17 protein-coding genes are annotated in these 22,351 nt (G+C 49.6%); 7 read left to right on the forward strand and 10 right to left on the reverse strand.

The window, feature by feature from the left end; genetic code table 11:
- Position 1: 1 nt before the first annotated feature.
- The 3 genes from AAC022_RS10615 to AAC022_RS10625 form a co-directional block, all read right to left on the reverse strand.
- Positions 2-3,487 (reverse strand): PVC-type heme-binding CxxCH protein, encoded by a 3,486-nt coding sequence (locus AAC022_RS10615; RefSeq protein WP_339730773.1) that lies wholly within the window; start codon positions 3,485-3,487, stop codon positions 2-4.
- Between the two features lie 69 nt (positions 3,488-3,556).
- Positions 3,557-4,468, reverse strand: coding sequence for an SGNH/GDSL hydrolase family protein (locus tag AAC022_RS10620; protein ID WP_339730774.1), 912 nt, complete (start codon positions 4,466-4,468; stop codon positions 3,557-3,559).
- A 179-nt stretch (positions 4,469-4,647) separates the two neighbouring features.
- On the reverse strand, positions 4,648-5,820 hold the full coding sequence (locus AAC022_RS10625; RefSeq protein ID WP_339730775.1) for a serine/threonine-protein kinase: 1,173 nt from the start codon (positions 5,818-5,820) through the stop codon (positions 4,648-4,650).
- 370 nt (positions 5,821-6,190) lie between these two features.
- Between AAC022_RS10625 and AAC022_RS10630 the strand changes: the two genes are divergently transcribed.
- Positions 6,191-6,601, forward strand: a complete 411-nt coding sequence (locus AAC022_RS10630) for a hypothetical protein (RefSeq protein ID WP_339730778.1) — start codon at positions 6,191-6,193, stop codon at positions 6,599-6,601.
- On the opposite strand, the gene AAC022_RS10635 is transcribed toward AAC022_RS10630, so the two are convergent.
- From AAC022_RS10635 to AAC022_RS10655, 5 genes are all read right to left on the reverse strand, one after another.
- Complete coding sequence (locus AAC022_RS10635) at positions 6,598-8,592, reverse strand: helicase C-terminal domain-containing protein (RefSeq protein ID WP_339730779.1); 1,995 nt, start codon at positions 8,590-8,592, stop codon at positions 6,598-6,600. The two genes, AAC022_RS10630 and AAC022_RS10635, sit on opposite strands and share 4 nt — an antisense overlap.
- A 72-nt stretch (positions 8,593-8,664) precedes the next feature.
- Positions 8,665-10,389, reverse strand: a complete 1,725-nt coding sequence (locus AAC022_RS10640; RefSeq protein WP_339730780.1) for a SpoIIE family protein phosphatase — start codon at positions 10,387-10,389, stop codon at positions 8,665-8,667.
- Between the two features lie 187 nt (positions 10,390-10,576).
- On the reverse strand, positions 10,577-12,271 hold the full coding sequence (locus AAC022_RS10645; protein WP_339730782.1) for a serine/threonine-protein kinase: 1,695 nt from the start codon (positions 12,269-12,271) through the stop codon (positions 10,577-10,579).
- A gap of 161 nt (positions 12,272-12,432) precedes the next feature.
- Positions 12,433-13,548, reverse strand: coding sequence for an aminotransferase class I/II-fold pyridoxal phosphate-dependent enzyme (locus tag AAC022_RS10650; RefSeq protein WP_339730811.1), 1,116 nt, complete (start codon positions 13,546-13,548; stop codon positions 12,433-12,435).
- Positions 13,549-13,650: 102 nt separating this feature from the next.
- Entirely contained in the window at positions 13,651-14,190 is a 540-nt protein-coding gene (locus AAC022_RS10655) for an NUDIX hydrolase (protein WP_339730784.1), read from the reverse strand.
- A 181-nt stretch (positions 14,191-14,371) separates the two neighbouring features.
- On the opposite strand from AAC022_RS10655, the gene AAC022_RS10660 reads away from it, so the two are divergent.
- Together AAC022_RS10660 and AAC022_RS10665 are read left to right on the forward strand one after the other, a co-directional pair.
- Complete coding sequence (locus AAC022_RS10660) at positions 14,372-15,202, forward strand: hypothetical protein (RefSeq protein ID WP_339730786.1); 831 nt, start codon at positions 14,372-14,374, stop codon at positions 15,200-15,202.
- A 58-nt stretch (positions 15,203-15,260) separates the two neighbouring features.
- Entirely contained in the window at positions 15,261-16,982 is a 1,722-nt protein-coding gene (locus tag AAC022_RS10665) for an SMP-30/gluconolactonase/LRE family protein (protein WP_339730788.1), read from the forward strand.
- A 40-nt stretch (positions 16,983-17,022) separates the two neighbouring features.
- Here AAC022_RS10665 and AAC022_RS10670 read toward each other — a convergent pair whose 3' ends face one another.
- The gene (locus AAC022_RS10670; protein WP_339730789.1) at positions 17,023-17,511 is read right to left on the reverse strand and encodes a hypothetical protein; all 489 of its coding nucleotides are present in this window, start codon (positions 17,509-17,511) and stop codon (positions 17,023-17,025) included.
- A 295-nt stretch (positions 17,512-17,806) separates the two neighbouring features.
- Between AAC022_RS10670 and AAC022_RS10675 the strand changes: the two genes are divergently transcribed.
- Entirely contained in the window at positions 17,807-18,499 is a 693-nt protein-coding gene (locus AAC022_RS10675) for a uracil-DNA glycosylase (protein ID WP_339730791.1), read from the forward strand.
- 15 nt (positions 18,500-18,514) lie between these two features.
- Here the strand turns inward: AAC022_RS10675 and AAC022_RS10680 are convergent, their stop codons facing one another.
- Positions 18,515-19,384, reverse strand: coding sequence for a formyltransferase family protein (locus AAC022_RS10680; RefSeq protein ID WP_339730792.1), 870 nt, complete (start codon positions 19,382-19,384; stop codon positions 18,515-18,517).
- 657 nt (positions 19,385-20,041) lie between these two features.
- On the opposite strand from AAC022_RS10680, the gene AAC022_RS10685 reads away from it, so the two are divergent.
- The 3 genes from AAC022_RS10685 (at position 20,042) to AAC022_RS10695 (ending at position 21,963) form a co-directional block, all read left to right on the forward strand.
- Positions 20,042-20,371 (forward strand): hypothetical protein, encoded by a 330-nt coding sequence (locus AAC022_RS10685; protein WP_339730793.1) that lies wholly within the window; start codon positions 20,042-20,044, stop codon positions 20,369-20,371.
- Between the two features lie 843 nt (positions 20,372-21,214).
- On the forward strand, positions 21,215-21,544 hold the full coding sequence (locus AAC022_RS10690; protein WP_145218885.1) for a hypothetical protein: 330 nt from the start codon (positions 21,215-21,217) through the stop codon (positions 21,542-21,544).
- Between the two features lie 80 nt (positions 21,545-21,624).
- Positions 21,625-21,963, forward strand: coding sequence for a hypothetical protein (locus tag AAC022_RS10695; protein ID WP_339730794.1), 339 nt, complete (start codon positions 21,625-21,627; stop codon positions 21,961-21,963).
- The last annotated feature ends 388 nt before the right edge of the window (positions 21,964-22,351 follow it).

A 22,351-nucleotide genomic window follows, 5' to 3' on the forward strand; every position in this document is an offset into this window, starting at 1 on the left:
CTTACTTCCCGTTCACAATCGCCACTTGCGCGGGAGAGTCTGCTGAGTCCAATAATTCCAGACGCAGCACGTCCCGTTCGGGAGTCAGATCAATGGCGAAGGTCAGCCGGTGCTTGCCTTTGGTGAGTTCCAGTTCGGTCTCGGGCTTGAGGACTACCGGCTTTTCGCCGATCCACATTTTCAGGCCATCGACTGAATTGAATTTCAGAATCGTTTTGCCGGGTGAAGTCGCTTCCAGTTCACAGCGGACAAACGCAGCGCCCGTGGCGCGATTCGATACGTGCAGCTTGCCGATCTCGTCAAATTTTCTGACGGGCAAATTGCCATCGACGCGACTGTAAGCTGGCTCCCAGACAAACGCGGGGTTTTCCGTGGAGGCGGTCGCGTGTCGAGTACGACGGATCGCGTGCATTGCTTCCGGTGTCCCTTTCATCACACGCCAGCGACGTACGACACGTTCTTTCCCGACCGTATAGGCTTCCGTTTTCCCCAGTTCCGACAGAAACCGCGTCAGGTCAATCAATTCCTGCTGCGTCAGTTTATCCAATAAACCAACGGGCATCAGAGACGCAGCGGGGACTTCTTCATCAATCTGGTCCAAAGGAACATTCATGATTTTATCATTCACATCCCGCAGTACCAGCTGGGTGTCTGTGCGACGGACCAGAACTCCCGAGAAGACTTTTCCCTGATCCGTGATGACGGTCAGCGCGTTATAATTTTCTTTGACTGCTTTATTCGGGTCCAACAGTGAATCGACGATATAATCCGGCTGTGCACTGCCGCCGAGACTGATGATATCGGGACCAACTTTACCGCCGGCGCCCCCAATCGCATGGCACTTCAAACAGGAAAGATCTTCCCGACGGAAAATGGCTTCGCCGCGATGGGCGTCCCCTTTGGTTTTGACGTCGTTAATCATGCTGGCCATTTCTTTCGGCGAAAGTTTCACCGGTTGTGGCGCACCACTGCTGGTCAAGCCCCCGGCAACAGCGATCGCTTTGGCAAGCTTCGGATTCGATCGGCCCGTCGATTGAATCAATCGTCCCAGTTGAATGGCAGCGTCCTTGGCAATCGTCTTTCCTTTGAGTGCATTGACGAGCACTCCCGCGCCCCCTTTTCGCTGCAGGAAGATATTCGACAGTGCGGAAAGCTGCGGAGGTGAAGTGATATCGTTCATCAAGCTTACTGTTTGCTTGGCAGCAAGATTAAGATTCATTTCCGCAAGCGCGGCGACAGCTGCAATGCGAAGATCTTGTGAATCACTGAAAATACTCAGATTCTCGAGAATATCCTGATTCTCTACGCCACCCAAGCGGGCTAATGCAAAGAGACACGATTTTCGTAACTCTAATTTGGTCTGATCCGATTGTGCCAGATTACGAATTGGCGATAGTAAAGATTTATTTTTCCAGAGCCCTGCACAATCGATGGCCGCCTGCTGGACCGACAGATTTTTCGAAGTAAACAGCTGCTGCAACGAACTCAAGTCACCCGCCGGTTTTACTTTTCTCGCTTGAAACGCCTGCGACAGTGCCCGCAGAATAGCGGCCTGCTGGGCTGGTTTGGTATCGTCTTTCAAAGCGAGTGCAAACAGTTGCTGTAAATCGTTGGCGTTGCCAAATTTGGCGATCAGGTTCAGGCTGGTTTGTAATTCGCTGTCGGGAATTTGTCCCGTTTGGATGAGTTTTGTAATCACCGGTGCCACTTCGGGAGAGTTGACGGCGGTCAACGCGAACAGCAGTTTCTTCGGCGTTTTTTGAAGCGAAGAGGTTCCTTCCAAGACCTGTGGTAGCCAGGTTGATTTCGTTTCGCGTGTGGTGAGCCAGAGGGCGTAGTCCAGAAATTCATCGACGGGTTGATCGAGAGCCTGGTAAGAGTCGGTCAAGACTGTGGGTCGATCATAAAACGAAAGCGCACGGACGGCTTCCAGACGCACACGTGGATGCGTATCGCCGGCCAGTGGTGCAATGAGTTCATACGAGTTGGGCAGTTTGTCTTTCCAGTGGCGTGCGACGCGGACCGCGGCGGCGCGGGCTCTGCCGTCTTTGGAATTCAAACAACGCGTCAATAGTTCTGGCTGTACGCTATTAATACATTCAGCCACCCAGAGTGCTTCCAGTTGATTGTGTTCAAACTGCGAATCTTTGGGATCGAGATGGCTCACCCAGGTTTTCAAATCGCGTTCAACTTTGGCCTGTCCCCGTTCCCGCAGAACATTTTTCGCATTTTGACGCGTCCACTCTTCAGGCACTTTCAAAGCATCGAGTAATTCCTGATTGGTGGCATCGACCAGTTTGGGTCGGGGCAGTGTTGGTTTGCCTTTGTAAGTCACACGCCAGATACGTCCGTGTGTATGGTCGCGGCGGGGATCGCGGAAATCGACTTCGCCGTGCTGAATGATCGGGTTGTACCAGTCGGCAATGTAGATCGCACCGTCGGGCCCCATTTTGACATCAATCGGGCGAAACGCGACGTGGTCGGTTTTGATGACTTCGACCTGTTCCCGTGAAACATAACCGGCTTCATTTTCCGACACAACAAAGCGGCAGACGCGATGACCGCGGAAGTCGTTGGTAATCATATTCCCCTGCCAGTCATCCGGCAGATGGCGGCCGCTGAGAATTTCGAGGCCACAGTGTTTGGGACTGCCGAGATTCAGACCTTTCAGAATGCGATCCGCGCCAACCGCCGTCACAAAAGCAGCACCGGGGAACGTGTAGTTGATACCGTGCCCGTAGGCACCGTCGGTGGCGAATGATTGTCCCCAACGGTCAAAATGATGGCCCCAGCTATTCACCATGCCACGCATAGCGACTTCCAGCTCCATCGTTTCCGGGCGATATTTCCAGATCCCGCCGCCATTCAAGCGTTTTACGCCGTGCGGTGTTTCGATGTGGCTATGAATATAAATGGATTGATTGAAATAAAGGTGTCCCCCCGGTCCCCAGCGGAGTGTGTGGAGAATATGGTGCGTGTCTTCGGTTCCAAATCCGGCGAGTACCGTCTTGCGCACGTCTGCTTTGCCGTCGCCGTCGGTATCTTTCAAGTGCAGCAGTTCCGTACTGTTTCCGACATACGCACCACCGTCGCCTGGCATGACAGCAGTTGGAATCAAGAGACCGTCTGCGAAGACCGTCGTTTTATCTGCGGTGCCGTCACCGTCTTTGTCTTCCACGACGAGAATTTTATCGTTGGCTTTTTCGCCCGGCTTGATATGTGGATAAATTTCCGAAGCAGCGATCCAGAGCCGGCCCTGGGCGTCGAAATTCATCTGAATCGGCTTGGCAATTTGCGGATCAGCCGCATACAGATTGACTTCGAAACCTTCCGCCACTTTGAATGATCTACGTTCGAGTTCAGGATCTGTGGGAGGAATATCGGTCAAATCCCGCTGTGCCCAGAGAGAAGAACTGGTCAACAGACAAAGCAGAGCAAGAGAACCGGAAATAATGCGTTTCAGCGGGAGAGCGGCTTGATTTATCACAGGAACGATCCTTTAGAGATCAAAAACAGGTCGGAAAGAATTTCTTACGCCAAGAACCAATGGTCACAGCTACTGAGTGGAAATCAGGCGATGGATGGTCGCCTCTTTTTCTTCAATCAGTGGAATGAACTGTGGCAACTCTTTGGCGTTCTGGCCTTGCTCATGTTTGCGGAAGCCCAACAGGTAGGTGATATTCTGTGGTCGCCAGCTGTAAAAATACTCACGGTTTTTATCAAAGGTTAACTGGCTCACTTCCTGCTCAACAGAGGGAGATAAAGTGATGGGTTTTAAGCCGAGATCAACGGAGATCAGTTCGGCGGCTTTCTGATAACCGGCTTTAGTCAAGTGAATCCCATTGTTCGTCAACTTGAGTTGTGGCTTGCCGGCAGGTTCAGGAATTAAGTCGGAATACAGGTCAACATAATCATGATTTCCCGCGGCAGCAGTCTCCTGTAAAAGATCACAGTAGAACTTTAGATCCCGATTGTGTGCGGCAGGGTCCGGCAGCGGATGCCCTGCATATTCGTAGCGATGCGGCGAAACAATCACCAACCTGGCCCCCGTTGGTTTCAAATCAGTGATCAGTTGATTCAACTGTTTTTGAAATGCGGGTAAGCCCTGTTTGCCGGCGAATGCTTCGTTGCCACCATAGCCAAGTAGAATCACAGTCGGATTCAAACCTTTGACTTGTTTGAGCATCCGCTGATAACCGACTGCTGGTGGATCAAAAATGCCGCGAGAATCAGACCAGACGGTATCCGCACTCCATCCCAGATTGCGGAACGACAGTTTGGCTTTCGGAAAACTTCGCAAGAAGACGCTTTCCCAACTCCCAAACTTTTGCGCCCGCTCGATCATGGTATTGCCCAGAAATATAATCCGGTCACCCGACTTTAATTCAAATGTCGGTGGGGCAGCCGGCACTGATGGCGAAGCTACGAAAACAAACAGAAGCAGAAATAAGGTGAGACGCTTTTTCACGGAAGGACCTCTGATGATGATTGAGAGCAAATGATGTTGTATCTAACTAAAATAACAGGCTTTGAGGGCAACAGCAAATCTGGATTGTAAAAAAATCAGAGGGAAAAGCCGATCAAAGTCAGATGCACAGTGCCTACTTTTCTTAGCATTGTAAAGATATCGGCGAAATCAGGAATGAATCAGGATTCCGCGGACAATTCATCCTGATCTTCGTCCTGCCAGGGTGCGGTCGTGAACACGGTCGTATTGGGGTCGGCGGTAGATTGACCCTCTTCGAAATAATCGGTTTCGACTTCTTCAATCCAGAGCCGTAATTCATTCTCGTAATCGCTGGGAAGATCGCTCTTCACGAGTAAGCGATGGAATTCGGCGGCGCCGTCTTCGCCCAAGTCAGCAGTTTCGGCGCTGCTAAAACGCTCGGCAGGATCGGGATGCACCAGGCGATGAATCAGTTTCATTAACGGTTCGCTTAACGCGAATTCTTCATCAGGAAACCATCGCGGAAGTTGTTGCAGAATATTTTGTTTGGCTTTGATCAATTGGGCGTATTTTAAATTCGCAAACGGCTGAAATCCGGTAATGAATTCAATCAGAATGTAACCCAGGCTGGCAAGATCGGATTGCGGAGTGGCCCGTTCTCCCGAGAGAACTTCCGGGGCAGCATAGGTTGGCGTGCAGGGTTGATTGGAAGGCAGGTTATTCAAATCAACGGCCGAACCGATGTCAATGATCTTGGCATTCCCACTGCGTTTGAGCATGATGTTGGCCGGCTTCATATCGCAGTGAATAATCTCGTTGCGATGTAATGCCGCCAAAGCTGCCAGACACTCACGAAGAATGGCCACAGCAATGCCTGGTTTCAAACGCGGTTGTTGCACCCCTTTGGTAAAAACATTGTTATTGATGTTTTTCCAGCGACGCAGCGTCACCTGTTCTCGAATCTGTTTGAACGTCGCCGGTGTGAGCAGACTGCGCAAGTCATAGCCGTCAACCCATTCCATTTCCATGATGTAGATCTGCTTCCGCTTCACAAAATTCTGTACAGCGACCAGATGATTTTCCTGAACCCGCGCGACACGGGCAGCGACTTGAGACTGTCGGGCCATCTCGTTTTGATAAGCACGACCATTGTCATAGCGTTTGGGAGAAAAGAGTTTGAGTGCCACGGGAATATTGAACCCATCGGCGCCTTCGCGCGCACTCAGATAAACAACCCCCTGGCCTCCCACACCCAGACAACGCGAAAACGTACGGCGGTTGTTCCATTGCAGGAAATTATTGTTGAGCAAATCCTGATATTGCTGCTCTAATTCTGACAAGTGACCTGATTGTGTTGAGTCGTGGTTCGTCAATGGAACTCCGCAAGAACTGGATGAGAATTACTTTCAGGTATTGCCTGCATCTGAAGTAATCATCAAGTGAAAAACCGAGTTGATTTTAATCCGAATTCCAGGTTTTCCTATCTTCAAAAAACAGAATTCGGCAAGGTATTAAAAAATATGTTGCTTTTTAGAAGCGAATTGCTAAACAATAGAGATGTGAGGAACATTGAAATCAGCCCGATCTCAGAAATCGTAACAGATCTCTGTTGCAAAAAAAGGCCTGACATCCTGAAAGTAATGGTTTAGACAGAATACCTGCACATCAGGTTCGATTGCCCGGGTTTCTAAAAGCCGGGCCATGATTTCAATCACTGGGTTTATTTGTTCAAGGAGTAGGACAATGATTGCGACAATAAAAACGGCGTTGAATACGCAATCTATATCGGAGTTGATTGAAGAGGTGAGTACCCTCCTTGAAACGGGAGCAGGCTGTTGGAAAGTAGAATATAAAAAGCGGGTATTGTTTCTGGTTGTGGATGAAATCCATGACCGTGTGCGTATCATGACGCCAATTCTAAAAGAGGAAGACCTGGACGAAGATGATTTATGGGAAGTGATGGAAGCCAATTTCGACCGCTCCCTTGATGCACGCTATGCGATTGGCGACGAGGTGCTCTGGTCCCTGTTTTTACATCCGCTGACCGACTTGAGCCGGCCCCTGTTTCTCGACGGACTGGATCAGGTCGTCACACTGGCGAATAATTTTGGCGGCTCCTACTGCAGCAGCGATATCATTTTCGGTTCCGATTAATCGAAGTTTTCTTCCCGATCAATGATCACCGTACAGTCAGGCAGGCTGTCCAGAAACTTCTGACCATAACGTTTGGTGCGGACCCGCGGGTCGAGAATGACGACCTGCCCCTGATCGCTGGCAGAGCGAATCAACCGCCCGAAGCCCTGCTTGAGTTTGATCACCGCTTCAGGAATCTGATAATCCATAAACGGATTTCCCCCTCGATTGCGAATCGCTTCGACACGCGCTTCGAGCAGAGGATGATCGGGCACACTGAAAGGAAGCTTGGTAATAATCACGTTGGTTAACGCATCACCGGGTACGTCGATGCCTTGCCAGAAACTGTCCGTTCCGAACAGAACTCCCCGGGGATTATTCCGAAACCGCTCCAGCATTAAGGAACGCGGTAAGCCTTCTCCTTGCAGATACAAGGCCAGATTATGCTCCTGTAACCAGCCACTGATTCGATCGGCACACTGCGTCATCATTTTATAACTGGTAAACAGAGCAAACGCATGACCGTCTGTCTGTTCGATATACTGTTTTAATTTATCAGCCACTGCCGCTTCATACGCCGCCGGTGCATCGCCGGGATCGGGCATTGATCCAGGCAGAATCAAGCGGACCTGCTCCTTGTAATTAAACGGGCTTCCCAGCTTCAATTCTTTACACTGCGTTAAGCCCAGACGGGAGCGCGTGAAACTGAAGTCCTGGTCGCCGACCGCCAGTGTAGCGCTGGTCAGAATGACGGTATCTGTCTGATTAAACAATTCGTCGCGGAGTACCGGCCCGACATCGACCGGTGCATTGACCATTTTCACGCGTTGTGTTCGTCCTCGCGAAACTTCCACCCAGTAAACCGAATCTCCTTCCGCCTGCTGCGTCAGCCAGCTGTTTACCGCATCTCCCAGAGCAGAACTGCGTTCTGCGACGGCCTGCAGCTCGATCTTTTCTTCTTCGTTTTTCAGGGAAAAGGCATACTCGAATATCTGTGCTGACAGCAACTTCATCTCGTGTGTGACCAAATTCTCAATCGGCGGCTGCTGCCGGATGCGTCGATTCGACAGGCCGTGGCTCGACTGCCATTCCAGTAAATGATCAAACAAACCTTCGACCATAAATCGCAGACGCGTTACATGCTGCTGACAATCGATCAGATTGTGATGCAACAGCAGCCCTTTCTGAGTTCTGTCGTTATAGAGCTTGTTAAACAGATAATCGAATTGGCTGTTGGTAATGGATAGACCGAGATGATCGCCGGCGACCGCTTCAATCGTGTGTGCTTCATCCAGAATCACCGTATCATAATCAGGCAGAATACTGCTGCCTTCCCGGCGGATTGCCAGATCTGAAAAGAACAGGGCATGGTTTACCACCAGCACATCTGCATTCCAGACACGGCGGCGCGCCCGATAATAGAAACACTCTTTGTAAGTGGGACACCGTTTCCCCAGACAGTTTCCATGCTCGCTTTGAATTTCATCCCAGATTTTCGGCAGAGGACGATATTCCAGATCCGAGCGGCTGCCGTCAGTGGTATTACGCGACCATTCCACAATCTGATCGAGTTGATGTAATTCGTCTTCACGTGAAAAGGTACTGCCGGCTCGATCGACGGCCCCTTTCAAGCGACGCAGACTCATGTAATTCGAGCGGCCTTTCACCAACACCGCCGAAAACTCGACCGGTAAGACCGCATTCAAGAATGGGATATCCCGGTTGATGAGCTGTTCCTGCAGACTGATCGTATTCGTCGAGACGATCAACCGTTTGCGGTCTTTGCCCGATCTGGTCTCATTCTGTTTACAGGTCGCCAGTATTGCAGGGACCAGATAGGCGAAACTTTTTCCAACCCCGGTTCCGGCTTCCACGAGCAGATGGTTCTTATTTTCAATCGCCTGTGCGACTGCTTCGGCCATTTCCAGTTGCTCGGGACGATTCTCATACCGTTCGAGCCTCTGCGCAACCTTGCCCTCGTCGCCGAGAATTGAAATCACATCCGTTGTCAAAGTGGGCCTCATCTGTTGAGTGGGAACAAAAAAGAGACCAGTAAATTATTGAATGGACTCTGAGAGCGTGTTTTATTTCTTGCGACGGAAGCAGACAACACACATGTCATCTTTTTGTATGGAATCGTTTTGGAACGCCTCGACTTCAACCAGGAGGCCTTTCACAAGTGGCTCCACTTCATCCGGCCCCGACTTGAGATATTTTACCAGGCGGTCTTTATGATACAGGTTATTATCCTGATCCATCGCTTCTGTGACTCCATCCGTGTAAAACAAAAGTGTGTCCCCTGGATCGAGCGTAATCGTTTCGACATGGAACGTCTGTTTCTTCAACACTCCCAATGGCATCCCTGATTTCTCTTGTGCCACCGGTTCTACGCTTCCATCGGCACTTTTTCGAAGCAATGGCGCCATATGTCCGGCATTAACAATCGAAACCGTATGCTTCTTCGGATCAAGCACTGCCAGAACAAACGTGATAAACCGCAGCCCGACTTCACTGGACGCAATTTCCGTGTTTAATTCTCCCAGGGCTTTTTCCGGAGTATTCCTCGAAAGAACCTGATAGCGTGCTGATGCATAGAGCCGCGCCATCAGAATCGCCGCCGGGACGCCTTTGCCCGCCACGTCGCCTAATGTGACAACCAATTTTCCATTCGGGAGATCGATATAATCAAAATAATCGCCGCCCACACTCTGGGCTGATTCGTAGTAATCAAAAAACTCATACTCTTTGAATTTCGGTCGAGTATGTGGCAGCAGTCCTAACTGAATCTGATGGGCAAATTCCAGATCGCGTTCAATATCTCGCTGTTTGACTAAATCCTCGTGCAGCTTGGCATTTTCAACGGCCAGGCTTGCCTGTTGTGCAATCGCCACCATCACATCCAGATCGTCTTTAGTAAACTGCTGACCGATATCGCGGCTCGCAATTTGAATGACTCCTAGAATGTCGCCCCCTTGTGAGACCAGCGGCACACACATCATCGAACGGATTCGGAGCGAGGTAATACTCTCGCTCATTTTGAATCGATCATCTCCGACCGCGTCGGCACTCAGAATCGCAGAACCACTCATGATCGCCTGACGTACAATTGTGGTGCTGATCCGAATCGAATCTTCATCTTCCGCGCGGCGGGCTTTCGTTGTTTTAACAACCAGTTTTTTCCGTTCCGGGCTCTGCAGCATGATGAAGCCCTGGTCCGCCTGGGCAAAAATCTTGAACAGGCCATCCAGAATTCGGGGCAGTACTTCGTCCAGCTTCAAGGCACGACTAAGAATCTGACTGATTTCCAGAACCGCATGCAGCTTCACTTCCGGCTTGACGCTGATTCGGAGTTGGCTACTGGTATTCAGATCGAGCTGGCTGATAATCGAGGAGCCATCCAACACGCCTTCATGAGCGCTTCCATCCAGTGCCAGTGAATGCGAACCCTGTTTCAAGGATTGATTACTGACTTCCACCGTCTGTTGAATGGCCGAATCGAGAAAATCAGGCGAATCCTGATAGTCCAATAAGAACTGCATCTGAATATCACAAATGCTGATCGTATCGTTTTCGTGCAGTTCCGTGCGGCCTTCGATGACCGTCCCGTTCAGCAGAGTCCCATTGCGGCTGTGCAGATCTTCCAGATAAAAGAAGCCGTGACTTTCTAGAATCTGTGCGTGATAGCGACTGACGGCGACATTATCGAGCACAATCTCACAGTTGGGATGCCGGCCCATGATGACCCGGTCGCCACTGAGTTCGATAATCTGTTCGGGAACTTTCCCTTTTAAAATTTGTAAAATCGCCACCGATGTGCCCGAATGTTCTGAAAACTGTCTGATAAACGAAATCGACGCTCACAACTCTGGCGTCATGGAAACAAAGCTGAACCTGCAGCCATTATAGGCCATTGCTCACGAAAAGACACTCTCCCTAACAGGAGCTCGGAAGATTGTCAGAACTCTCGCTGATTTCTCTCAGGTGTTCCTGGCGCTTTCAAGTTCCAGGGGGTCTGGCTTCCTCATCGTCAAAACTGGAAAGGTCGAGAATAAACTCACTGTTATCTACTTTATCCGCTTCCAAAGCAATCTGATTCTCTTCCAGCGCCGTTACGACGTATTCGATCAATCCTGCATCCAGATCCCTCCAATGGTTCCGCACTCGGATATCCCATATATCCTGAGCCCCCCGCGCATTCCCGTTGATACTTTCCAGAGCCATCAGCCCCGCATAACCATTGACTTCATACTCAGTCTGACCCGAGTTTGCCAGGTCCTGAAAAATAGCTTTGGCTTCGTCATATCGATCCGGTTTGATCAATAATACGCCTAAGCGAATCTGGGCGCGTTTTTTATAAACTTCACTAACAGGTTCATAATCGATGACCGCCTGCCAGGCTGCTTCTTTTTCTTTCAATCGCATTGCGAGAAAAAACTGCGCAAACGCCGTTTTTTCATGGGGGATGATACTCTCGACAGCCCCTCCGCCTACTTGCTCTTGGAATGGTGCCTTCAATGGATCTCCGGGGCGATTGACCCAACCGATGGCAGCCGCCACGCTCCCCAGACACAGCGATGCCAATACAAACGCGAGAAGTTGTTTTTGAAATCCCCGATTGCCCTGAAAGGGAACCAGTGAAGTCCAGTTTTTCCCCTGCTTGACCGTAGGCTGCTCTGGAATTTTCTTAATTGCCTGCATCAGCTCAGCCGCATTCGCCGGACGTTTGTCTGGATCTTTTTCCATCATACGGTGGACGAGGTTGCAGAGCGCGACAGGGAGATCCGGTCGACGTTTTGCCAGTGGTGGCGGCGGTTCATTCAGATGTTTGACGGCAATCGAAAGTGCCGTTTCTCCATGAAACGGGGGACGCCCTGAAATCAGATGATAGCAGGTGACCCCCAGCGAATAGATATCACTCCGCTGGTCAAGGGGCTTGCCGTTAACTTGTTCCGGACTCATATACAAAGGCGTGCCCATAGTCGTGCCGACCTGAGTCAAATCGACGCGTTCATCCGACTGAGCGATTTGCGCGAGACCAAAGTCGGCCACCTTGATCAGTTTCCGGGAGGTGATCATGATATTTTCAGGTTTGATGTCCCGATGCACAATCTCTTTTTCCGCAGCGGCATTTAAGGCTGCGGTTACCTGACGCATGATTCGCAGAATTAACGCACAATCAGGGGGCGCATTGCGGGCGAGATGTTCTCGTAAATTGACCCCGCGCACGTATTCCTGTGCAATATAGTGGGTGCCTTCGAAGTCGCCCGTCATATAGACCTGAACGATGTTCGGATGCGTCAGGCCAGCGGCTGCTTTTGCCTCGCGTTCAAATCGTCTGACATGCGTTTCGTCGCTCATCAGTTCGTTATGCATTACCTTGATGGCGGCTTCGCGTTTGAGAGAAACCTGCTCGGCCAGATAGACGGTTGCCATCCCGCCCTGCCCCAGCTTTCTCAGAATCTTGAAGTCATCCAACTGTAAACCGATCAGATTCGTTGATCTGGCGTCACCCGAAGGCTGCGATGAATTGCTGGTTTGATAAATCGTTTCCTGAGTGGAATCGGAATCATCAAAACCTGACACCGGCGGTGTACGCACCCCTTTCCCCTGACTGGGAGGCGTCGCGGAACTTTCTCCGGTCGTTCCAGCCGAGACCGGTTTGATCTTTTTTCGTCGTTTGTCAGATGGCATAAGTTGTTGTCTGGCAGTATCGTAAGTCGTTTATCACCTGATAGAAAGAAGTACACACTCTCCATAATAGAGGTGATACCCTTTAAGGTATAGCGAAAGTTTTCAAATGTCTCAAAAAACTTACTGCCAAGAGAAAGTCTATTGGTTTTCGGGCCGATTTTTCACATTTTACGATCTGCCAGACGATTGAGAATGGCGGCTCCCTCCTCTAGAACCGGGTTCTCCTGTGCATAGGAAATCCGAAAATGCGTATCTTGGTTACTGAACACATTGCCGGGTATGATCAGCAGATTGTTTTTGATCGCTTCGGTGCAGAACTCAGTCCCCGATCCCCAAGGCGTTTTGAGGAACATGTAGAAGGCTCCGCCAGCACCGGCGATTTCAAATTTGTCTGACAAGCGGTCCCGCATTAGATCACGTTTCTGGTGATATTCTTCTACCCGATCTGAAATGTCACAATCCAGCGCAGCCAGTCCCGCCCATTGCACCGGATGCGGCGCGCAGACAAACGTGTATTGCTGCAGTTTGATCATCTGTTGAACGACGCTCTTCGGTCCATGCACAAAGCCAAGGCGATGCCCGGTCATCGAATGTGATTTACTAAATCCGTCAATCACAATCGTTTTCTCATTAAAAGCAGCCGGGCTGACAAACGATTCGTCGTAGCAGAAAGAACGATAGATCTCATCGCTGACCAGCGCGATATTCTTTTCCGCCGCCAATTCCGCCAGTGCACGCGTCTCTGCTTCCGAAGCGACATGCCCGGTCGGATTGCTGGGACTGTTGAACAGAATCAACTTGGTGCGATCGGTAATCGCAGCGCGTACTTTTTCGATATCGATGGTGAAATCGGGATAAGTCTCCACAAAGACCGGCTTGCCACCGACGACGCGTGTCAGATGTGTATACATCACAAAGTAGGGGTCGAAGACAATCACTTCATCGCCCGGATTGATGAGCGCATTTAAAACCAGCATCAATGCTCCGCTGGTGCCGCTGGAAACAAACACCTGGCGATCTTCATGCTGATACTCTGCGTCGACCCGCGATTGAATTTTTTCAAGCAGTGGTGCAATCCCCTGCGTCTGACTATAGGCATTTTTGCCATCTCTGACCGCCTGACACAAGGCATCTTTAATCGTATCAGGAGTATCAAAGTGCGGTTGCCCGATACTCAGGTTAACCGGGTTCTTCATGTTCGCCGCCAGATCGAATACTTTTCGAATTCCTGAAGCATCAATCAGATGCATGCGGTCGGCTATCCATTCTTCGCTCATAGGATTCACGTTCTTTTTCTGAAAGGGCTTTGGTATATCAGATTATTTTTGATTGGCACGCTGATTATATCTCAGGAATGACTCCGAAAGAAAGGAAACAAATCAGCGGTTTTCGGGAATGTGTTTCGATAAAAAATAAAGGCCGGCATAAACCCGCGCATCCAACAGGCAACCTCGCTCTTGTGCCGCCTGCAACCAGGGTTCAATTTCTTGGAACGGAACCGCGTGAACGGTGATGTTTTCCGATTCATCGCCGCCTCCAGACGCCACCTTTTTAAGATCGAGCGCCAGAAAGAATTCAACGGCTTCGTCAGTCAGTCCGGCAGAAGAGACGGTCGATCCCAGCGGAATCATGGTCTGTGCTTCATATCCTGTTTCTTCGATCAGTTCTCGGGCAGCGGCTGTCTTGAATGCTTCTTCTTCCTGACCTTTGATATCTCCGGCCAGACCTGCAGGAAACTCAATCACGGGCGCATTAACGGGAGGCCGAAACTGTTCGACCAGAATCACCCGGTAATCCTCTGTAAGTGGGAACAGACAGACAACCCCGGTCGAATTCGCGCGCTGGACGAATTCCCAGCGTCCGCGTTTGATTAATTTTAAGAAACGGGTTTCAACGATCGTCTGATCTTCATCACTCATCGATGTCTTTCTTTACGTTTCCAGATTTGTCCCGCCAATCCACAGATTGACAATGAATGTTTCTTACGCAGAACTGCCCCATTCACTCACTTATCGATTGATCTGCCGATTGAGATGATCAAGAATGGAGAGTAATTTCACTCACACCCTTTTTCAACATCAATCGAGGGGCGCTGTTTTGATGCACAACTTGACGTTGAGGTTCACTCGAAATGTGATCTCCCTGTTTTCTATGCTCCTGATTGTAGGGACGGTGAGCTGTTTTTTCCACGGTCACTCAGTCCAGGCAGCGACGAAATTTGCTCGTCAGTCTGGCCAGAAAGCATTTCCCATCAAAAAAAGCTGGGGAAGCATCAGTGCCTTGCCTCTAGGTCTGAAACTGGAACTCTCTGATTCCAGGCCCCCTAAAAGTATCTCGATCCCGCGCATGAATAATCGCTTGAAAACGATTTACCTTGCCAATGATACCGAGAAAAAACCGCTCACGCTCAAGCCGGGCATTGAGGAATGGGAAATCCAGCTGCCTCAAGCACTGCCGCTAGCAGCAACAGTCATCGTCGAATTCAAGGAACCTCCCTATCTACCCGTGAAACCGAAGGTGACTCCAGAAAATGCCGATCAGCAGATCGTGCTGGATGCGAAAGATGCGGTCGTGCATGGCAAATTGTTACGCTATGAACCGCAGCCGCATAAAAATACCGTTGGCTACTGGGCCAATGAAAAAGACTGGTGCGAATGGAAACTGGATTTGAAAACGCCCGGCGTGTTTGATGTCTATTTACTGCAGGGCTGCGGGCGCGGACAGGGAGGTAGTAAAGTGGAACTGGGGATCAATGACCAAAAGGTGATTTTTATCGTCGAAGATACCGGCCACTTTCAGAATTTTAAAGAACGTCATATTGGTCAACTGAAAATTGATCAAACCGGCGTGCAGTCACTCCAGGTGAAACCAATCCAAAAAGCGAAAAATGCCGTAATGGACGTGCGACAAATCCGCCTCGTCAGACAATAACAGACTTTGATATCAATCTAACGAACTGACACCTTGAACCGAATAACAGGAACCATTTATGAAACAGCTCGCCCTTTTTCTCTTGTCGCTTGCGTTATTGAATCAGATCGGCACCGCCGCGGATTCAATCGTCGATACGTCATCCCCCTTGGAAACCATTGCCACTGACTTCGGCCTGGCGGACGGCCCTGCCTGGGATGGGGGAGGAAATCTGTATTTCCCCGATGTAAAAGGGGGCAAACTATATCGCTATCATCCCCGCTCTGGGAAAGTCTCCGTTTTCCTGGAAGACGCAGGCCGGATCAGCGCCAGCTATTTCAACCATGGCAAACTCTATCTGTCAGACAATGGTGCCAGCCAGATCAGCGTGTTGAAAGGGAAACAGAAAATCCGGATTGCCGGCCAACCGGCGGACGCCAAGCCTCCCCGCCGTCCGAATGACCTGGTCGTTGATCAACAAGGCGGGATCTATTACACACTCACCGGCCAGGGAGAAGTCATCTATATTTCGCCCGAAGGGAAGCAATCTGTCGCTATTAAAGACATTAAAACCCCCAACGGTTTAATCCTTTCACCAGATAGCAAGACGCTGTATGTCGCCGCTTATGTGCCGAAAGAAATCTGGGCTTATGACGTAACAAAGTCGGGTATCACTGCCAACGGGCGATTGTTCGCCAAGATGGATTCCGGTCCTGATAAAGGAGCCGATGGCATGACGGTTGACCGTGCAGGCAACGTCTACTGTGCCGGTCCTGCGGATATCTGGATCTGGAATCCAGAAGGCAAACTGCTGGCGAAAATTCATACTCCAACGCGACCCATTAACTGCGCTTTCGGCGATCAGGATATGCGTTCGCTCTATATCACTGGTTTTGGCGGCTTGTATCGCCAACGGATGAACGCCTACGGCTGTATGCCAGAACCTGCTTCCGAACCGACAACAAAAACCAGTTCAAAACGTCCTTCGACTAATGTACCCGAATCAGTCACTCCCCATCTGAATGTCGTGTATGGACAGGCTGGACCTCGAAATTTACTGGCTGACATCTTCGTACCGAAAGGGAAAGGCCCATTTCCCGCCGTGGTCGTTGTACATGGTGGAGGTTGGTTAAATGGGGACAAAGCCAAGTTCCGCGCCCTGGCGGTTGCGTTGGCGGAACGCGGTTATGTCACGATGGCAGCCGGCTACCGACTGGGTCATGAAGCAAAGTTTCCCGCGGGAATTCAAGACTGCAATGCTGCCGTCCGGTTTTTACGGGGAGAAGCAAAACAGTATCACGTCAATCCGCAGCAGATTGGTGCCGTGGGAGGTTCTGCGGGCGGTCATCTGGTAGGACTCATGGCGGCGGCATCGGATGTCAAATCATTACAGGGAGAGGCGGGACACCAAGATCAGTCTTCCGCACTGCAGGCTGCGATTGTCATGGCGGGGCCAATGCAGATGGCTTCGGGCACTGTCGCTGACCGTTCACGCAAGAGCCCCAAGAACTCCTACTCAAATATCTGGCTGGGAAAAACGATTGATGAAGCACCCGAGCTGTATGAGCTTAGTGATGCGCATCTGCATCTTTCCAAGCAGACACCACCGCTATTATTTATGATGGGGGAGCATGATCATCCCGAACGAAACGCGCCTTCGCGTGAAAAACTAAAATCGCTGGGCGTCAAAACTGGCGTCAAAGTGTATCCGAACGGGAAACATGGCTGCTGGAATCAACTGCCCTGGTTCAACGACATGGTCGCAGACATGGATCAGTTTTTTCAGGAACACCTGAAATAAGAGTGTCGTGATAATGAGAATGAAAGAGGGCAATGGCCCGTTACTTGTCCTCTTCATCCTCATCATCGAATTCATACTCATCGCTGAAATCAAATTCTTCCTCTTCGATTTCGCCGCTGATTTCACTATCGCTGATCTCGTCGACTTCACCGAAATCGAGATCATCTCCTGAGGCCAGCATGTCATCGTCGTCCTCGCCGTCTTCTTCATCAGCAAATTCGTCTTCGGCGAATTCATCAGAAAGTTCGGCTGCTGAATCGGAGACGAATTCGTCTTCTTCATCCTCGGGCTCAGGTTGATCTTTGCCTTTGGCCTTTTTCTTCGAGGCTCCCTTGGGGCCAAGGATGAGGGCGCCGACGGGTAAGATCGTCAGAAAGCCACTCAACAAAAGTGTCAATCCTGCTATGCCAAGCAGGGTGGTTGACATGGCTTCTGCATGATTCAGAAATGCCATCACCAGCAGGTAAGTCAAAAAACCGCCGGGGATTGCCGCCACGAGTGACATGAGAGGGAGTTGTAGTTTGGACACAATCGCTGTTCCTGAAAGGGACTCATATTCAAAAGCTGTCTGTCATTGACAAACGCCGTGCCGACACAAAACCGGAACACATGGCGCTTTGATACTATCGTAAAGTGGCATCAGATGGCTTTTCAAGTCTGGATTTTAAAATGTTCTCTTTAAATATAGAGTCCGGTTTGACTGTTTCGCCTGTTTGCTGGTATTGGTAGTACAGATATGTCGCATTGAACCGGTTTATCTGAACTAAGCAGCACAACGGTCACAATCCGGCATTCTTCACCAATAGAACTGAACGCAAGAGCAAATGATGCCAGAATCGAAGTGGAATCAGCTGAATCAGAACATCGTGAATTGTACGAAATGCGAGCGATTATTGGCCCATTGTCAGAAAATCGCCGCCGAAAAACGCAAGTCCTTCCGAGATTGGGAGTACTGGGGCAAACCGGTATCGAATTTTGGTGACCCGCGTGCCGAACTGTTAATTGTGGGTCTCGCGCCCGCAGCACACGGGGCGAACCGTACCGGTAGAATGTTTACGGGGGACCGAAGTGGCGACTGGCTGTACCGGGCGTTGTTCAAAGCGGGCTTCGCCAATCAGCCTCAAGCAGAGAGTAGCGACGATGGTCTTCAATTACATAACTGCGTGATCACCGCTACCTGTCATTGTGCTCCGCCAGCGAATAAACCAACGCGTGAAGAAGTTGAAAACTGCCACCCCTGGCTGGAACAGACGGTCGACTTGCTTCCCGTTAAAGTCTTTCTGGCACTAGGAGGGATCGGCTGGAAAGCAGTACTGGATTTCAAAAAACGCCAGGAAAAATGGACCGGCAAGCGCCCTGCCTTTTCGCATGGTGCCTCATTTCAGTTCCCCGATGGGCACTGGCTCATCGGCAGTTATCACCCCAGCCAGCAGAACACCTTCACCGGGCGGCTGACAGAACCCATGTTCGACTCGGTGTTTGAGCAGGTCAAATCCAAGTTGAAAGAAAACCCGTAAGCGCTCGGGACAACATCATTCCCTGTCTTCTATGCCCACAACACGATGAAAGTGGAGTTCGACTTCGCGATTCACCACCCGACGGACCCCTTCCACCAGGCATTCCGGCTCATGCGCGGTCTCGCCGATCCGTTTAATTTCTTTTAACGTAGTGCCCGGCGATACCGTAAACGCATTCTGATGGATGATTTGATTGCCTGCATCCAACTCCGGAATAATAAAATGAATTGTGGCTCCAAATGTCAGCATATGATGGCTGAAGGCGTCTTCGTAAGGTTGGAACCCGGGATACGAAGGGAGTAACCCATGATGCAGGTTAATGATTCTCCCACCAGCAAAACTCCAGCAAATGCTGGGGGGCAAAACGCGCATGTACCGGGCCAGCAGCACATAATCGACATCATACGAGTCAAACAACTCGACCATGCGAGTGTTATCCGGGTTGCCGTGATCATCGCCGATATTGTGAAAATCGACCTGATATTTGTCGGCTAAGGATTGGCAGCGGTCCCGGTTTCCCAGAATCACAGCAGGCTCTGCTTTAATCAGGCCATCCTGGATGGCATTCAGCACGGCTTCCGCGGGTTCACTGCGGTAGGTCGTACAAATGGCAACGCGTGGTGGACGATCATGTTCGTCACGCGCCCAGACTCTTAAGGTCAATCCCTTTTGCGTCCCAATCTGCATGATCCGCTCGCGCAGGACCGCAACCGGCTCTACGTCGGTCGGCCAGTCGATTCGCAGTAACATCGCAAACAGATGCTCGGAATCATGGTCATACATTTGAATTTCATGAATATTCGCCCCGACACCGGTGACATAGTGCACGATAGGGTCGGCTAATCCACGATTGTCCGGACCGACGGCGGTAATAGTAACCTGCATAGCCTAAATATACTTTCCTGAGCTAATGGCACATCTCTCAACGACAGAACAGAATTCGCTCTGTCTCACTTAAATTTATCACATCTCTAACGGGAACTCAGTTCTATGTTCCTTCGTAAGTCAGATTCCCTTTTCTATTGAACCCATCATGTTCAATGTAAGTATTTGTTGGATTTCGTAAACAGGAAATGTAAAGCAGTGTTTCAGATTCCTTACAAACGAGGTACGTCTCCAGCTGCTTTCTGATACACGGTCCAAAACAGTGTGCGTGTTAAACTTGAACAGTAAAAGGTGTTAGAGAAACTATTCCAGATCTGCGTGTTGTAGGGCTTGTAAAGAATACTCCTTCGGCACGATCTGTGCGATCACCATAATCAGCATAGTGGGAATACTCTGCTGCGAACCTGTGAATAGCGGGTTCTCGTTCCAAAGGCCATATGAGTGAACCGGTTCTCATATCTTATTTGGGGCAGTCTGATTCCCCGGTCATGGGAAGTATTCTGACAAGTTTCTTGGTTCTTGTCTGGACCTTCCATGATCAATGCTGGTGCATTTGCATGGAAAGATGCAGATGTAGTCTCTCGCGATTTAGGTTTCTCGATCTGAATCGAAAACAAACACTCTTACTCTCTAGTAAAACAATTAAGGAACTCAAACATGTTGAATCAACTTTGGAATGACGAAGCTGGTTTCGTAATTTCTGCGGAATTAGTTCTCGTACTCACGATCGCTGTCCTGGCTATGATCGTCGGACTGAGCGAAGTCGCTGTCGCTGTAAACACTGAATTAAACGATATTTCAAACGCCATCGGAGCCCTGAACCAGAGCTATGCCTACACTGGTTTCACTGGAAATGGTGGAAAATCCAAGAGCTTCTACGCCGGTTCACGGTTCAATGACGCTACTGATGACTGTGACCTGAACACCACTTGCGACCTGGTAACAGGTACCGGTATTGTTACCGCTTCTGAAGCTATTACTCCATAGTTTGAGATGATTGTGTGTAAATACGAAAACTCTGCTCAGGGCCGTTCCTGAGCAGGGTTCTTCAAAAACAACTTAGTTTTGATCTGAATTCCAGACCTGGCAAGACAGTCAGACGCTGTTGGGGGCTGGTGTATAAAATTTCGCTCATCTGATTGACAGTTGCTTTAACAGACTGTTCAAGATTTTTAATAGCCAGTGTTGCCTGAAAACAACCAATCGATCTTTCTACGTCTTTGTGACTCTCCCATCGACTATTTATGTAAATTCTATCTTTGATTACATTTATAGCGATTCCAAAGATGTGTTTCTTTCTCTCCACACGCTTTGTGGACTTCGGTCATCAACGTTCCTTTTCCGTCTGGCACACCGACTGCGTTATGGTCTAGGCATGACAAGTTGAATCGAATTGAAAATGCCAGGAATACTGGTTGATCAAATAAACACACATTGATTCGCAGCGTTGTGACCCGTGTTGAGGCTTCTTCTATTTCTTGCGATTAGTCCCCGAACGAAGAAGAGAAGCCAACGGCATTGCATGAAGGTGAGAGAGCATTCAATGCGAATGATGCCACAGGCACCATTTTGGGCTTCCATTGCTCCGCGGGTCATAACGTGTGAATTTAAAAATATTTATGAAAACAATACTGCAGTTTGTACCGTGAAATTGCTGGCCGGTAATTTCACAAAGTGTGCCTGAATGGAGCGTTGTCTCTCTCTGGCTCTGAGAAATATATCGCATGTGTGATATGGATCTCATCGTTTTGGATGGGTTTCTCATTTCGGGAAATCGATCCGTAAAAGTCTCTCAACTAAATTTTGAAAAAAACCAAGGAACTCATTAGAATGTTAAATCAACTTTGGAACGATGAAGCAGGTTTCGTAATTTCAGCAGAATTAGTACTCGTTTTGACCATCGCTGTACTGGCTATGATCGTCGGATTGAGCGAAGTTGCTGTTGCTGTTAATACTGAATTAAACGACATTTCAAACGCAATCGGATCACTGAACCAGAGCTATGCCTACACAGGTTTCGCTGGAACTGGTGGAAAAAACAAGAGCCACTACGCTGGTTCACGTTTCAATGACGCTGTCGATGACTGCGACTTGAACACCACTTGTGACCTGGTTACAGGTACAACTGCTGTAACTGCTTCTGAATCAGTTACTCCATAATTTTGATTACGATCAAATTCACAAAACTCTGTTCAGGAGCTTCCTGGGCAGAGTTTTCTTCAAAATAGGGGATAAAAATCATGTTACGGGCTATATGGCAAGATGAAAGTGGGTTTGTAATTTCAGCAGAACTGGTTCTAGTACTGACCATTGCTGTGCTGGCTATGATTGTGGGACTGAGTGAAGTCGCTGTTTCTGTAAACACCGAATTGAACGACGTCTCAAACGCCATCGGTGCTCTGAATCAGAGTTATGCTTATACCGGTTTTACTGCCAGCACTTTTTGTGAAGGCAAAGCGAAAAGTCACTACGCTGGTTCTACGTTTCATGACTCAGTCGATGACTGCGATCTGAACACGTCCTGCGATCTGGTGACAGGAACAATCGCGGTGACTGCTTCTGAAAGTGTCACTCCGTAGTTTCAAACTGCGACAATTCAACTCTCTCATAGAACCGGCGGAACTCCCGCCGGTTCTTTTTTTACGATCAGCAGATCTTACACTTTGTTCAAAAAAAGTGTTCAATCCACTTTACATTCCGGACGCGTTTGTCTGAAAGAGGTTTCCGAATGGTTACCCGTACAAAAAACGCGTAAACAAAGGGAAACAAAAGAGATAACGCCGCAAATCCGACCGCGGATTTTCCCTTCCGAGCTGTTCTGGCACACAGTCTGCGTTCTGTTATTTTCATGTCGATTTTTTGAGTGCACGCTCATTACAAATGGACGGAAACGTAAAAATCTCTCTCACGAAAACAAACACTCTCTCACAGTGCCGGACGTCGATGCTTCGATTTTTTGGCACACTC

It is taken from the genome of uncultured Gimesia sp. (assembly GCF_963976445.1).
Taxonomy (GTDB): domain Bacteria; phylum Planctomycetota; class Planctomycetia; order Planctomycetales; family Planctomycetaceae; genus Gimesia.